The sequence below is a fragment of the Comamonas thiooxydans genome, from assembly GCF_000964545.1.
Lineage (GTDB): Bacteria > Pseudomonadota > Gammaproteobacteria > Burkholderiales > Burkholderiaceae_C > Comamonas > Comamonas thiooxydans.
Window position 1 is genome coordinate 376579 of record NZ_BBVD01000005.1, and the last position, 14663, is coordinate 391241.

At 58.0% G+C, this 14663-nt stretch carries 16 protein-coding genes; all 16 read left to right on the plus strand.

What is annotated here, in order from left to right; genetic code table 11:
• Positions 1–89: 89 nt before the first annotated feature.
• The 16 genes from cysD to ccmB all read left to right on the plus strand — a co-directional run bounded on the left by cysD (position 90) and on the right by ccmB (position 14663).
• Positions 90–1088 carry a sulfate adenylyltransferase subunit CysD gene (gene cysD / locus Cth01_RS24170; RefSeq protein ID WP_255432014.1) on the plus strand — a complete coding sequence of 333 codons (999 nt, stop codon included), beginning with the start codon at positions 90–92 and terminating at the stop codon, positions 1086–1088.
• A complete protein-coding gene (cysN, locus tag Cth01_RS09200; protein WP_045839007.1) occupies positions 1088–3001 on the plus strand; it encodes a sulfate adenylyltransferase subunit CysN in 1914 nt (637 codons plus the stop codon). Before cysD ends, cysN begins: the two co-directional genes overlap by 1 nt.
• A gap of 113 nt (positions 3002–3114) precedes the next feature.
• Entirely contained in the window at positions 3115–4224 is a 1110-nt protein-coding gene (locus tag Cth01_RS09205; protein ID WP_045839151.1) for a DUF1214 domain-containing protein, read from the plus strand.
• Entirely contained in the window at positions 4221–5408 is a 1188-nt protein-coding gene (locus Cth01_RS09210) for a sulfotransferase family protein (RefSeq protein ID WP_034351957.1), read from the plus strand. Before Cth01_RS09205 ends, Cth01_RS09210 begins: the two co-directional genes overlap by 4 nt.
• Before the next feature lie 11 nt (positions 5409–5419).
• Positions 5420–6142, plus strand: a complete 723-nt coding sequence (locus tag Cth01_RS09215) for an EthD domain-containing protein (protein ID WP_034351955.1) — start codon at positions 5420–5422, stop codon at positions 6140–6142.
• A 31-nt stretch (positions 6143–6173) separates the two neighbouring features.
• A complete protein-coding gene (locus tag Cth01_RS09220) occupies positions 6174–6629 on the plus strand; it encodes a nuclear transport factor 2 family protein (RefSeq protein WP_034351953.1) in 456 nt (151 codons plus the stop codon).
• 13 nt (positions 6630–6642) lie between these two features.
• The gene (locus Cth01_RS09225) at positions 6643–7122 is read left to right on the plus strand and encodes an SRPBCC domain-containing protein (protein WP_003079789.1); all 480 of its coding nucleotides are present in this window, start codon (positions 6643–6645) and stop codon (positions 7120–7122) included.
• Positions 7123–7156: 34 nt separating this feature from the next.
• Positions 7157–7951 (plus strand): SDR family oxidoreductase, encoded by a 795-nt coding sequence (locus Cth01_RS09230; protein WP_034351951.1) that lies wholly within the window; start codon positions 7157–7159, stop codon positions 7949–7951.
• A gap of 18 nt (positions 7952–7969) precedes the next feature.
• Complete coding sequence (locus Cth01_RS09235; RefSeq protein ID WP_034351948.1) at positions 7970–8434, plus strand: nuclear transport factor 2 family protein; 465 nt, start codon at positions 7970–7972, stop codon at positions 8432–8434.
• 750 nt (positions 8435–9184) lie between these two features.
• Complete coding sequence (gene napE / locus Cth01_RS09240) at positions 9185–9346, plus strand: periplasmic nitrate reductase, NapE protein (protein ID WP_003070148.1); 162 nt, start codon at positions 9185–9187, stop codon at positions 9344–9346.
• Positions 9339–9641, plus strand: coding sequence for a chaperone NapD (locus Cth01_RS09245; protein WP_233425137.1), 303 nt, complete (start codon positions 9339–9341; stop codon positions 9639–9641). Before napE ends, Cth01_RS09245 begins: the two co-directional genes overlap by 8 nt.
• Positions 9634–12123 (plus strand): periplasmic nitrate reductase subunit alpha, encoded by a 2490-nt coding sequence (napA, locus tag Cth01_RS09250; protein WP_045839009.1) that lies wholly within the window; start codon positions 9634–9636, stop codon positions 12121–12123. The genes Cth01_RS09245 and napA overlap by 8 nt, the downstream gene beginning before the upstream one ends.
• Positions 12124–12140: 17 nt before the next feature.
• Complete coding sequence (locus Cth01_RS09255; protein ID WP_034351940.1) at positions 12141–12647, plus strand: nitrate reductase cytochrome c-type subunit; 507 nt, start codon at positions 12141–12143, stop codon at positions 12645–12647.
• Positions 12648–12671: 24 nt separating this feature from the next.
• A complete protein-coding gene (locus Cth01_RS09260) occupies positions 12672–13319 on the plus strand; it encodes a cytochrome c3 family protein (protein ID WP_003070157.1) in 648 nt (215 codons plus the stop codon).
• Between the two features lie 4 nt (positions 13320–13323).
• Positions 13324–14013 (plus strand): heme ABC exporter ATP-binding protein CcmA, encoded by a 690-nt coding sequence (ccmA, locus tag Cth01_RS09265; protein ID WP_045839010.1) that lies wholly within the window; start codon positions 13324–13326, stop codon positions 14011–14013.
• A gap of 53 nt (positions 14014–14066) precedes the next feature.
• Positions 14067–14663, plus strand: a complete 597-nt coding sequence (ccmB, locus tag Cth01_RS09270; protein WP_045839152.1) for a heme exporter protein CcmB — start codon at positions 14067–14069, stop codon at positions 14661–14663.

A 14663-nucleotide genomic window follows, 5' to 3' on the forward strand; every position in this document is an offset into this window, starting at 1 on the left:
TCTTGAAGACTGCGCAAGACGTATCGCTGGTACCAAAGAACACCTACGCCAGAACCCCAACGTCAACGAAGCTGGACCCTATGGCGAGCATGGCGCAGCAACTTCTAAAACATCAATTCGCGCAAAGATTTGATTTAACGGACTCCTACAGTTGGCAGCACCCAAAACAAAAAACCAAGGAGAAATCTGTGGTGCTGACTCATTTGCAAAGGCTGGAAGCCGAAAGCATTCAGGCCATGCGCGAGGTTGTTGCCGAGGCAGAAAACCCCGTCATGCTCTACTCCATCGGCAAGGACAGTGCGGTCATGCTGCATCTGGCGATGAAGGCCTTCTATCCGGCCAAACCTCCCTTCCCCTTGCTGCATGTGGACACGACCTGGAAGTTTCAGGACATGTATCGCTTTCGTGATCAGATGGCAGCCAAACTGGGCATGGACCTGCTGGTCCACATCAACCCAGAAGGTCTTGAAATGGGCATCAGCCCGTTCAAGCATGGCTCGCAAATTCATACCGACGTCATGAAAACCGAGGGCCTGAAGCAAGCTCTCGACAAGTATGGCTTCGACGCCGCCTTTGGTGGCGCGCGCCGCGATGAAGAGAAGTCTCGCGCCAAGGAACGCATCTTTTCCTTCCGCTCGGACCAGCACCGCTGGGATCCCAAGAACCAGCGCCCGGAACTCTGGCATCTGTACAACACGCGCAAGAACAAAGGCGAATCAATCCGAGTGTTCCCGCTGTCCAACTGGACCGAGCTGGATATCTGGCAATACATCTACCTCGAAAACATCCCCATCGTTCCCCTCTATTTTTCAGCGCCTCGCCCAGTGGTGGAGCGAGACGGCACGCTGCTGATGGTCGATGACGAGCGCATGCCGCTCAAGAGTGGCGAAGTTCCCATGATGCGCAATGTTCGCTTTCGCACCCTGGGCTGCTACCCCCTGACGGGTGCCGTCGAATCCGACGCCAATAGCTTGCCCAAGATCATTCAGGAAATGCTGCTGACCCGTACTTCGGAACGACAGGGCCGGATGATCGACCACGACTCGGCCGCATCCATGGAAAAGAAGAAGCAAGAGGGGTATTTCTGATGTCACATGTATCTGCACTCATCTCTGAAGATATCGAGAAATACCTGAAGGCACACGAGCAGAAAAGCCTGCTGCGCTTCATCACCTGCGGCAGCGTGGATGACGGCAAGAGCACGCTGATCGGACGCTTGCTGTACGAATCCAAGATGCTGTTTGAGGACCAGATGGAAGCACTGGTCGCGGACTCCAAGAAAGTCGGCACGCAGGGCGGCGAGCTGGACTTCGCGCTGCTCGTCGATGGTCTGGCCGCAGAGCGCGAGCAAGGCATCACCATCGATGTGGCCTACCGCTTCTTCTCTACCGACCAGCGCAAGTTCATCGTGGCCGACACGCCCGGCCATGAGCAGTACACCCGCAATATGGTCACTGGTGCCTCCACCGCCGATGTGGCCGTGGTGATGATTGATGCGCGCCGCGGTGTGCTGACTCAATCCAGGCGCCATAGCTATCTGGCATCGCTGATCGGCATCCGCAAAATCGTGCTGGCTGTCAACAAGATGGACTTGATGGCTTACTCCGAAAAAATCTTCAACGATATCGTGGCCGACTACCGCGAATTCGCCAAGAAGATCAATCTGGAAGACATCACGGCCATCCCCATGTCGGCCTTGCGTGGTGACAACATCACCGAGCAGAGCGAGCACATGCCCTGGTACCGCGGCACCACGCTCATGGGCTATCTGGAGACGGTGGAAATCGACGAAGCACGCCAGCAAAAGCTGCCGTTTCGCATGCCTGTGCAATGGGTCAATCGCCCCAACCTCGACTTCCGCGGCTTTGCGGGCTGCATTGCCAGCGGTCAGGTTCACCCCGGAGACAGCGTCCGCATCCTGCCTAGCGGACGCGTGACCAAGGTTGCGCGCATCGTCACCCAGGACGGAGATCTGCAGCAGGCGGTTGCAGGCCAGTCCGTTACCATGACCTTGGCCGACGAGGTGGACTGCAGCCGGGGCGATGTGATTGCGGTTGCGGATGCACCTTCCGATGTGGCTGACCAGTTCCAGGTCACGCTGATCTGGATGCATGAGCAGCCCATGCTCGGCGGCCGTCCCTATCTGATGAAGATCGGCGGCAAGACGATTCCCGTCACCTTCGCAGCCCCCAAGTACAAGATCAATGTCAACACGCTGGAGCATCTGGCCGCCAAGGAACTGGCGCTCAATGAAATCGGCGTCTGCAATCTGTCCAGCAGCCAGCCTATCGCTTTCGATGCCTATAAGGACAATCGCGAAACAGGCAGCTTCATCCTGATCGATCGTCTGAGCAACGCCACGGTGGGCGCGGGTCTGATCGACTTTTCGCTGCGTCGCTCGCAGAACATTCATATGCAGCATGTGAATGTGAACCAGGAAGCACGTTCCGAACGCCTGCATCAAAAACCGGCCTTGCTATGGTTTACCGGTCTGTCGGGCGCTGGCAAATCCACCATTGCCAATCTGCTAGAAACCCGTTTGCATGCGCGTGGCCGGCATACCTATCTGCTCGACGGCGACAACGTGCGCCACGGCCTCAATCGCGACCTTGGCTTCACCGATGCAGACCGCGTGGAAAACATTCGTCGCGTCGCTGAAGTGGGCAAGCTGTTTGTGGACGCCGGGCTGATTGCCATCACTGCCTTCATCTCGCCATTCCAGGCAGAACGCGAAATGGCGCGCAAGCTGGTGAAGGATGGTGAGTTCCTCGAAGTATTCATCGACACACCGCTTTCCGTTGCCGAAGAGCGTGACCCCAAGGGCCTCTACAAGAAAGTGCGCCGTGGCGAGCTGAAGAACTTCACGGGGATCGACTCACCGTTTGAAGTGCCGGAGTCTCCGGACATTCATATCTCCACCCCCACGATGACTGCGCAAGAGGCGGTGGACAAGATCATCGCCGAACTGGTGGCCCGCGAAATCATCGCCGCGGAAGACTAAAGCAACTGGATGAACTGTGGCGTTGCCAGCCTTTGCAACGCCCCTCTTTCTTCTTTCACCCACCGCACACAGCCACCACCTGGCAATGCGCGGCACACAAAGAAAGCCAGATCATGGATACCCAAACCATTAATGAGCAACTGCTCAGCGGCGAAACCTGGTCGCAGTTCTGCGATCACCTCAAACGCTGCGGCCAGCAGATTCTGCGTCCCGAAACCCCTGCCGACCCCGCAACGCGGGCAGAAGGCTATCGCTATCTGACCCGACTGCTGCGCATCGCGCTGGAGATGCATGTGGAATTCGCCGACCCGGCGTTTCCCAGCTTCTTCAAGACCTCGCACGAAACCGCCAAGATTGGCGCGGACAACCCGGACAACATCTACGAATACTCACGCCTCAACGGGTCCATGAAATACCGCATTCATGGCAACCGTGGCACGGTTTCGTACCTGAGCTTTTGCACGCAAAAAGGCGGCTATGAAACCGATGGCCGCATGGTTGTCACCGGGTTTATCGACGCCACACAGCTCAAGACTGACGAGAACGGTGACTTCGAACTCATCGTCAGCCGTGACCCGCAGCCGGGTAACTGGCTGCCCATGGAAGATGCCTCGGTGTCGCTGCTGGTGCGCCAAACCTTCATGGATCGCAAGAGCGAAGTGCCCGCCAAGCTCGCCATCGAGCGCATTGGCACCACGGACACCCCCGGCCCTCTGGATCCCTTGGTTCTGGCGCAATCGCTGCAGCGCGTGACGTCCTTTGTCGAGAACACGGCGAAGCTATTTGCCGACTGGGCACAAAGCTATCTTCCACATAGCAATCAGTTGCCGCCAGCCGATCAGGCCTACTGCCAGTCCGTGGGCGGTGATCCCAATATTTTCTACTACCACTCGCATTGGGAACTGCGCGAGGATCAGGCCCTGGTCATTCATATCGACAAGGTGCCGGAATGCTCGTTCTGGAATCTGCAGATCAATAACTACTGGCTGGAGTCTCTGGACTACCGCTACCACCAGATCTGCATCAACAAGCACCAGGCGCAATACAACGAAAACGGCGGCGTCACTCTGGTGCTGAGCGAAAAAGACCCCGGCATTGCCAACTGGCTGCAAACCGCTGGCGTACGCCAGGGAACCATGTGCCTGCGCTGGGTTGGCGCCAAGGAGCAGTGCCATCCCACCACCAAAGTGATCTCGATAAACCAGTTGCTGGAGACTGTATGAATGCCCCTGTGACACCCCAAACTCTGCACGTCGAAGAACTGCTGCAAGCTGCATGTGAGCGTGCACCAGGCCTCAAAGATTTTGGCAACGACAACTACCGGCAAGCGCTGGAAGTTCTGACGCGAGCCCTGAACACCGAAGCCAAGCTGTCTGCAACCGGCATTGCCATGATGCGCGAGCGACTCGTGGGCCAGTTGGTCAATCGCCTGCTCATGGAGGACTATCTCCAGCACTTCCCCGAAATCTCGAAGATCGAGATCGAAGACCCATTGGTCATCGTGGGCCTGCCGCGCACCGGCACCACCATGCTGCAGCGAACACTGGCCGTAGACCCGCGCTTTTACTCTGCAGCCTGGTGGGAGACCCGCTACCCCGCGCCGCTGAAAGGCGAAGGCCCGCAGGACTGCGCCAACCGCATTGCAATGGCCAAGGCGGAAGTGGCGCAGACGATTGAGGCGATTCCCCAGATTCTGTCCATCCACCCCATGAGCGCCACGCTGTGCGACGAGGAATTCATGCTCATGGAGCATTCCTTTCTCTGCGCCATGGACGCTTACGCCGATGTGCCCAGCTACACCGCCTGGCTCGACCAGCAGGATCAGCGCCCCGTCTATACGCAGCTCAAGAAGATGCTGCAGTTTCTGCAATGGCAAAAGAGCCAGCGCGGCGAGGCGCAGGGCCAGCGCTGGCTGCTCAAAGCCCCGCAGCATCTGCACACTTTGGAAATTCTGCTGTCCGTCTTTCCCCAGGCTCAGGTCATTCTGACCCATCGCGAGCCCGCACAGACCATCCCTTCCATGGCCAGCATGGCGCATACGCTGTGGCAGATCTACAGCGACCAGCCTGACCCAAGCTCTGCAGGCCGCCAGTGGAACAGCCGCATGGCGCGTGGTATTCACCACACCATGCAAGTGCGCGAGCAGCAGGACAGCCGGCGCTTTCTGGATATCCACTTCTCGGACACCGTGGCCAAGCCCATGGAGGTGCTGGAGGCTGTCTATCAGTTCGCCCAGATGCCCTTCACCGAGAAAGCCCGTACCGATGCGCAGCAATGGCTGTCTGGCAACGGCCGGGAAAAGCGTGCGGGTCATGACTACAGCCTGGAGACCTTTGGCCTGAGCGAGCAGCAGATGCAACGCGACTATGCGCTGTACCGATCCCGGCATCTGCCAACCCAGAGCTAAGAGGTGCTTTCATGGAAAAAATCATGTTCAGCCTGTGGCGCCCCGCACGGCATTCGGCAGAAAGTTGGCGCCAGTCGCTGATGGATTTGCAAAGATCCCTGCAAGCCTGTGGTGCCTCGCGGATTCGTGTGATGGTTGTCGATGACGCCATGGACAAGGCCGCAAGCCAGCGCATCACGTTCAGCCAACATCCTCTCGATGGAATGATCAGTCTGTGGCTGGACAGCGCATCCATGCTGGGCCCGGTGCAAGCACTGATCGCGCAGCAGGTGGCAAGCCTGCATGCCTATCTCGTCTGCGAGTCCGAGCCCTACCCCGAAGAACGCAAGGCGCGCATTGCGCGTTTTGATGCTGAAGTGGCTTTAGGCAAGCGCACACCGGGCATGTGCCAGGTGGCGCTGTTCAGAAAGCCGGTCGGCATGAACTTTGAAGAATGGATGGTTCACTGGCGTGAAGGCCATGGCAGCAATGCCTACCCGCTGCAGTCCATCTTCGGATACCGGCAAAACCTGGTCGTGCGACGCTTGACCGAAGACGCACCGGAAGTCCACGCCATCGTTGAGGAGCAGTTTCCCGATATCGCGATCGGCAGTGCTCACGGCTTCTATGACACGCACGGAGATGAAGACCTGCTGCGCCAGCGGCAGAAATACATGTCCGAATCTGTGACTCCCATCATGGATTTCAGCAGCCTCGATTGCATTCTCACCAGTTTCTATCAAGTCAGCGCTTGAGACTGACCCACTACCACCGGAGACAAAACACATGTTGGACCTGGAAGCCATTGAGTTGATCAAGCAGCTCAAGGCGCGCTACTTTCGCGCCATCGACACCTGCAATCTGGAATTGCTGCAAGGCATGCTGACGCCAGACATCAAGCTGGCCTTCAAAAGCCCGGCTTACGAATTCCATCTGGAAGGCATAGACAAGGCGCTGGACTTCTACAAAACCTCCTTTACCAAGACCCGCCTGGCCATGCACAACGGCCACACGCCGGAGATCGAGGTCAAGGGAGACGAAGCTACCGCGCTCTGGTATCTGAACTACGTCTTCATCAACCTCGAAGAGAAAACGCATATGCATGGCGGTGCGATCTATGAAGACCGTTATGTCAAGCGCGATGGCCGCTGGTGGATTGCAGGGACGGGCTACAAGACCTTGCTTGAAACCGTGGAGCCGCTGAGCGAGCAGTTGCAGATCACCTCCAAGCCCATCAACTGAAGCGAGTACTCCAATGACCAAAGCTGCCAACCTCGTCACCTCCATCAAGGTGGAAATCAATGCACCCGCCAGCGTGGTCTGGGAAGTGCTGGCCGATCTGGAGAACTACCGCCTCTGGAATCGCTTCTGCCCCGACATCCGCTGTGGGCTCAAGCTCAATGACTTGGTCGAGATGAAAACACGCCATCCGCTGACGGGTGAAGTCTGGCCTGTCAATGAATACCTGGTTGCGTTTGAGCCCGAGCAACTGCTGTCCTGGGAACAGCGCCCCGTGCCCGAGAACAAGGACGCTGCGCGCCGCGATCAGTACATCGAAGCCATTGACGCCAACCGCTGCACCTACTTCACCACCGACCAGTTCCTGGGACTGAACGCCGACACCATCATGCGCGAGCATGGCGCCTGGGTAAAGATCGCCTTTGACCAGGTCGCCGAGGATGTCAAGCACCGCGCAGAAGAGCTGCACTTTGCCCGCACCCGGGCTGCATTCTGAGAAAACCCCAGGCTATATATCCAAGGAGACCCATATGCTTCTGAAAGACAAAGTCATCATCATCTCTGGCATCGGCCCCGGCATGGGCATCAAGCTCGCCCTGCGCGCGGCGGAATATCAGGCCAAGGCCGTGGTGCTGGCAGCCCGCACACAGTCCATGCTCGATGAGGCAGAGCAAGCGATTCGCGATGCCGGCCACTCCTGCGAGACGCTCAAAGTGTCCACCGATATCTCGCAGCCCGAGCAGTGCCAGCGGCTTGCAGAGCTGACCATTGCCAGGTTCGGCCGCATCGATGCGCTGATCAACTCGGCCTATGCCCACGGGACCTGGGGCTCTTCGAGCAACTCCTCCATGGATGACTGGCGCAAGGTCATGGAAGTCAATCTCTACGGCTCCATGAACATGACCCAGGCCGTGGTGCCGCAGATGAAAAAGCAAAAAGACGGCAGCATTGTGATGATCAACACCATGGCAACGCGCCGCCCCAATCAGCTCGAAGCCGGTTACGCAGTATCCAAAGGCGCGCTCAAGACTGCTGTGCAATATCTGGCAGAAGACCTGGGGCCCTACGGCATCCGCGTCAACAGCACCTACAACGGCTGGATGTGGGGCGCACCCGTCAAAGGCTATTTCCAGGCGGAAGCCAAGCGCCAGGGCGTACCCATGGAATCTCTGGTCGATGTGATTGCCCAGCAGATTCCCTTGCGCAACGAGATTCCCGACGATGCCGATTGCGCCTCCGCCGCGCTGTATCTGGCCAGCGACTATGCGCGCGTGGTGACCGGCGCCCAACTGGACGTCAGTGGCGGCCATTACCTGCCTCACTAAATTCCAGCGGAGAACAGCATGCAAACTCTTCTGGATATTGAAGAAATCAAACAGCTCAAGGCACGCTACTTTCGCGGCATCGACACCTGCAATCTGGAGCTTCTGAAAACCGTTCTGGCCGATGATGTCCATATTCGCTTCGACAGCCCGACTTACCAGTATGAGATCAATGGCATCGATGAGGCCATGAACTTCTACCGCAATGCCTTCACCCATCGGCGCTTTGGCATGCACAACGGGCATACACCGGAAATCAAGGTCGACGGTGACACGGCCACCGGCATCTGGTACCTCAATGATCTGTTCATCAATCTGGATGAGCAGACCATACTCACCGGCAGTGCGCTATATGAGGACCTCTATACCAGAGTCGCCGGTCAGTGGCGGGTGCAGCGCACGGGCTACAAGCGGCTGCTGGAGATGATTGAGCCTCTGAGCAGCGGTTGTCGCATCACATCGCGACCTATTACGAGCAACTTATAAGCGACATTAAGACTGCAATTGGACTTTCCCTTAGAAGGCAGACATGCCTAGGGGCAGTCCAATGCAGGCTGACGGACGAGCAGGAGCGAAGCACTGCTCCTAGATCCTTTTGCTCCTATAAAGCGCTTTTGTGGCGCTTTTTTGGGTTCGACGCACATCGTGCTCGGCACGGTGATGCCTTGAGCTTGCACAAATCCAGGTTGAGTTCGCATGAGCCTCGTTATCGCTTCCTGTCTGGCCGAGAGGAGCGCGTCTTGAATGCCGCGAGGTCCTGCGCTGTATTGAGCCACTAAATCCACGATCTGCAGCAATCTCTTGTACAGGCCTGGCTTTCTCCCGCTGATTGTCATCATTGATTACGGCCGCACGATACCCCGATTACCTCTCTATGGCGGTCAGGTGATCCAGTGACGGTTTTCAAGCAAGCAGCAGGCGGTGGCTATCGGTTTCAGGCCAGATTTCACGTCCCAACTTCAACGGATCAGTGCGAGATTAAGGTGCGAATTCAGTTTGCAGATGCCTGATCCAAGCCGCGCTTGATTCCACCGGCTATTTAGTCAACTCCCGAGGAATTTACTTGAATGTCAATTGATTCAATGAAATCTTGATGAAGGAATTGATGCAAAGCAACGAATCGAGAAGAACCTTGTTGCAAGTCAATTTTGTAGGTAATCTCGTGGCAAAGTTCGTTATCGGATCTCTATCGCCAAATCATGGATGCTCAGGCATCCAAGCCAAGGGGGATTGCTAATGACAGAACCTCAGCCTGAATCGACTCGTACCGAGGAATTGCGCAGCTTCGCATTTCTCGCAGTTGTTATGGCACCTATATTGGCCGTTGTACTGATTGCGTCTTACGGCTTTGCGATCTGGTTTTATCAGATGATCATCGGTGGTCCCCCACATGCATGAAGAATCTGAGCCCATTGAAACTCATACCGACTTGCATATCACCAGTCTGGTTGTGCATGTGCTTCCCCAGGCATTGGCACAAGTAGCCGCTGGCATCATCACGATCAAAGGCGCTCAAATACATGGAAGTCATCCGGCCGGCAAGTTGGTGGTGACCTTGGAAGCGCCCCATGCAAGAGAAATACTTGATTGCGTGTCTCAGATTGAGCTGCTTGATGGCGTAATCAACGCGTCCCTGGTTTATCAACATGTTGAGAACTGGCAGTCGCTAAACCAAGAGGTAACACATGACTAGCACTAGGCGTGATTTTGTCCGTCAATCTGCGGCCGCAGCCGCAGGGGCCGTTGCAGGCATCCCCATAGAAGCTCTGTCCCAGGATGCAGGAGCAATGGCTGCCGACCTGAAGTGGTCCAAGGCGCCATGCCGCTTTTGCGGTACAGGTTGCGGCGTCATGGTGGCCGTCAAGGACAACCGCGTAGTGGCCACTCAGGGTGACCCTGAGGCCGAGGTCAACCGGGGACTGAACTGCGTCAAGGGTTACTTCCTGTCCAAGATCATGTATGGCGGTGATCGTCTGACAAAGCCGTTGCTGCGCATGAAGAATGGTCGCTATGCCAAGGATGGCGAGTTCCAGCAGGTTTCCTGGGATACGGCCTTCGACGTCATGGCAGAGCAGTTCAAAAAGACGCTCAAGGCCAAGGGCGCCGACGCGGTGGGCATGTTCGGATCCGGCCAGTGGACGGTATGGGAGGGCTATGCCGCCTCCAAGCTGTTCAAGGCAGGCTTTCGCACCAACAACATTGATCCCAATGCAAGGCACTGCATGGCCTCGGCAGTTGCCGGCTTCATGCGCACCTTTGGCATGGACGAGCCTATGGGTTGCTATGACGACATCGAAGCCGCGACTGCCTTTGTGCTATGGGGCTCGAACATGGCTGAAATGCATCCGGTGCTGTGGACGCGCGTGACCGACAGGCGCCTGTCCACACCGGGCGTGAAGGTGGCCGTGCTGTCCACCTTCGAGCACCGCTCGTATGAGCTGGCGGACATGTCTCTGACCTTCAAGCCTCAGACCGACCTGGCCATACTCAACTACATCGCCAACCACATCATCACCACAGGTAGGGTCAACAAGGACTTTGTCTCCAAGCACTGCAATTTCAAGCTCGGCAACACCGATATCGGCTACGGGCTGCGTCCCGAGCATCCCCTGCAGAAGGCTGCCAAGAACGCCAAGGACCCCAACGGTGCCAAGTCCATAAACTACGAGGAATACGCCAAGTTCGTATCCACCTATACGCTCGAGTACACAACCAAGCTCACGGGTGTACCGGCCAACCGTCTCAAGGCTCTTGCCGAGCTCTATGCAGACCCCAATAGCAAGGTGGTGTCGTTCTGGACCATGGGTTTCAACCAGCACACACGCGGTGTATGGGCCAACAACATGGTCTACAACATCCACCTGCTGCTGGGCAAGATCGCCACACCCGGCAACAGCCCGTTCTCACTGACGGGTCAGCCTTCTGCCTGCGGAACGGCTCGTGAGGTGGGCACTTTCTCGCACCGCCTACCAGCGGACATGGTGGTGACGAACCCAGAGCATCGCAAGACTGCTGAAACCATCTGGAAGCTACCCGAAGGCACGATTCCACCCAAGCCCGGCTACCATGCCGTGGAACAAAACCGTGCGCTCAAGGACGGCAGGCTCAATGCCTACTGGGTGATGGTCAACAACAACATACAGGCCGGCGCCAACCTGGCGCAGGAAGGCTACCCGGGCTACCGCAATCCTGACAATTTCGTGGTGGTCTCCGATGTCTACCCCACAGTCACAGCCGTAGCCGCCGATCTGATCTTGCCGTCGGCAATGTGGGTCGAAAAGGAAGGCGCCTACGGCAATGCAGAGCGCCGCACCCACTTTTGGCACCAGTTGGTCAAGGCTCCTGGTGAGGCGCGCTCCGACCTGTGGCAATTGATGGAGTTTTCCAAGCGTTTCAAGGTCGAGGAAGTCTGGCCCGAGGAACTGCTGGCCAAGAAGCCCCTGCTGCGTGGCAAGACCCTGTTCGAGGTGCTGTACCGCAACGGCAACGTGGACAAGTTCCCCTTGGCCGACATGGACCCCGCCTATGAAAACGAGGAAGCCAAGGCCTTTGGCTTTTATCCGCAAAAAGGTCTGTTCGAGGAGTACGCCTCGTTCGGCCGTGGCCATGGCCACGATCTGGCACCGTTCGACCAGTACCACAAGGTGCGCGGCATGCGCTGGCCCGTGGTCAACGGCAAGGAAACGCTCTGGCGTTACCGCGAAGGCTCGGACCCCTATGTGAAAGCTGGTACGGGCTACCAGTTCTACGGAAATATCGACGGCAAGGCCAACATCTTTGCCTTGCCGTACGAACCACCGGCGGAGGCTCCGGACAAGGATTACCCGTTCTGGCTTTCCACGGGCCGAGTGCTTGAACACTGGCACTCAGGATCCATGACCCGGCGCGTACCCGAGCTGCATCGTGCCGTGCCTAACGCACTGTGCTACATGCACCCTGACGATGCCAAGGCACTGGGCGTGCGCCGCGGCAGCGAAGTTGAGCTGTCCTCGCGGCGCGGCTCCATGCGCACGCGCGTCGAGACGCGCGGCCGCAACAAGCCTCCGCGCGGATTGGTCTATGTCCCCTGGTTCGACGCTAGCCAGCTGATCAACAAGGTGACGCTGGATGCTACCGACCCGATTTCGTTGCAGACGGACTTCAAGAAGTGCGCTGTGAAGATCACCAAGGTTTGACGAAAGAGAGGTTGACCATGAACTTCTTCCGCAAACTCGTCCGGCTTGTGGGCATGCTGCTCATGCTCAATATAGGTATGGCCTGGACGCCAGCCGCCATCGCGGAGACCTTCTATGACTCGGCGCGTGGCCCCACGCCCATCATGCAGGCAACCAAGCCGCCAGTGCTTGGCAATGCCGTCAATGATGACGTGCGCCGCACGCGCAACTACACCTGGCAACCGCCCACGATCCCTCATCGCGTGGACGGCTACCAGGTGGACAAGAACTTCAACAAATGCATGGACTGCCATTCGCGAACCAAGGCCGAGATCTCGCAGGCAGTGCCGGTATCGGTCACACACTATATGGACCGCGACGGGCGCATGTTGGGGCAGGTGTCCACGCGACGCTACTTCTGCCAGCAATGCCATGTGGCTCAGGATGCCGTCCGCCCTCTGGTCAGCAACACCTTCGAAGATGTGGATACCGTGATCCTGAAGGCCCTGCAGTCCCAGTCGGGCAAGACATCCAAGAAAAACTGACGCTGCGGCGCACGAGGCTCATCTATGTTGACACTTCTCAAGCGCTACTGGGCGGTGATCCGCCGCCCCAGCGTACATTTCAGCCTGGGCTTTCTGACCATCGGCGGTTTCATCGGCGGCATCCTCTTCTGGGGCGCGTTCAATACCGCCATGGAGCTGACCAATACGGAGAAATTCTGCACGGGTTGTCACGAGATGCGGGACAACGTGTTTGCAGAACTCAAGAGCACGATCCACTACACCAACCGCTCGGGCGTACGTGCCGTGTGCTCCAACTGTCATGTGCCGCACGACTGGACTGACAAGATCGCTCGCAAGATGCAGGCCTCCAAGGAAGTGTGGGGCAAGATCTTCGGAACAATCGACACGCCTGAAAAATTCGAAGCCAAGCGGCTGGAGTTGGCGCAGCACGAGTGGGCTCGCTTCAAGGCCAATGATTCTCTGGAGTGCCGCAACTGCCATAACTACGACTCCATGGATATGACGCGGCAGAGTTTGCGTGCACAGAACATGCACAGCACCTATTTGGCCAGCAAGGAAAAAACCTGTATCGACTGTCACAAGGGCATTGCCCACAAACTGCCTCACATTCCTCCCGGACAGGGCCCCAGCGACACGCCAGGTCAGAAAGTACCTGGGCCAGCTGAGGCTTCGGTTGCGTCGGTGCAGTAGCGGGATGAATGGCTTGGGCACGGCTGCTTCCAGATTTCTTTGTATATCCGGCCTGGGTTGTGTACGCGGCGGCCGAGTGGTGCTGCGCGATCTGGGCTTGGAACTCGGTGACGGTCAACTCCTGATGCTCAGAGGTCATAACGGCGCGGGCAAGAGCAGCCTGCTGCGTTGTCTGGCCGGCCTTCTGCCATGGCGTACTGGAAGCCTCCAGTGGTGCGGCGGTACGCTGTCCCCTCAGGATCCAGCCTACCAGCGGCAACTGGCCTATATGGGACATCAGGCAGGAATGAGCGACACCTTGACAGGGATGGAGAATCTGCGCTTTGCGCTGGATCTGATGGCTGTGAGCTGGAATGAAGCACGCGTGCAAGCCGTTTTGCAGGCCTTGTCGTTGACGGGAGTCGTCGCACGGCCTTTTGGCCGACTGTCCCAGGGTCAGCGTCGGCGACTGGGGCTGGCCCGTGTTTTACTGGGCGAGCGTCCGCTTTGGTTGCTGGACGAACCCGACAACTGTCTGGATGTCCAGGGCGAACAATATCTGGTCGAGGCACTGGAGCAGCATCTGGCCTCAGGAGGAATGGCCGTGGTGGCTTCGCACCGCAACCTGGTGCTGCCGACGCCCCGGGTGTCGATACTGGACTTATCCCGCTCCGTGGTCACGACGGCAATGAATGAGCAGGTGGCTGTTTGCTGAGAGCTGTGTGCGCAAGAGAGTTGAAATTGGCCGCTCGAAGGCCTTCCGATGCCTTGGGCGGGCTGTTCTTTTTCGTGCTGGTGGGCAGTCTTTTCCCCTTGGCTTTGGGGCCGGACGCCCCCCTGCTGAGGCAGATTGCGCCGGGCATTGTGTGGGTCGCGGCCTTGCTGGCCGTGCTGCTGGGGCAGCACCGGCTGTTCGAGAGCGACATGGCCGACGGGTCGCTGGAGCAATGGTTGCTGGCGCCTGCGCCCCTTTCGCTGCTGGTGGGCCTCAAGGTGGCCACGCACTGGTTGCTGGGTGTGTTGCCATTGTTGCTGGTGGCTCCCTTGCTGGGTTGGCAGTACGGCCTGGATGGGACGGTGGTCAGCATTCTGCTGGCATCGCTGGCCCTGGGAACGCCCAGCCTGTGCCTGCTGGCGGCTCTGGGCGCAGCACTGACACTGGGTGTGCGGGGGCAGTTGCTGCTGGCTCTGGTGGTGCTGCCGCTGAGCGTGCCCATCCTGATCTTTGGCAGCCATGCCGTGGCCCAGGCGCAGCAAGGGCTGAGTGCAGCGCCTGCTCTCAATCTGCTGGGGGCCTGCCTGTGCCTGGCGTTACTGGCCGGCCCCTGGGCTATAGCAGCGGCCTTGCGCCTCGCGCTGGAGTGA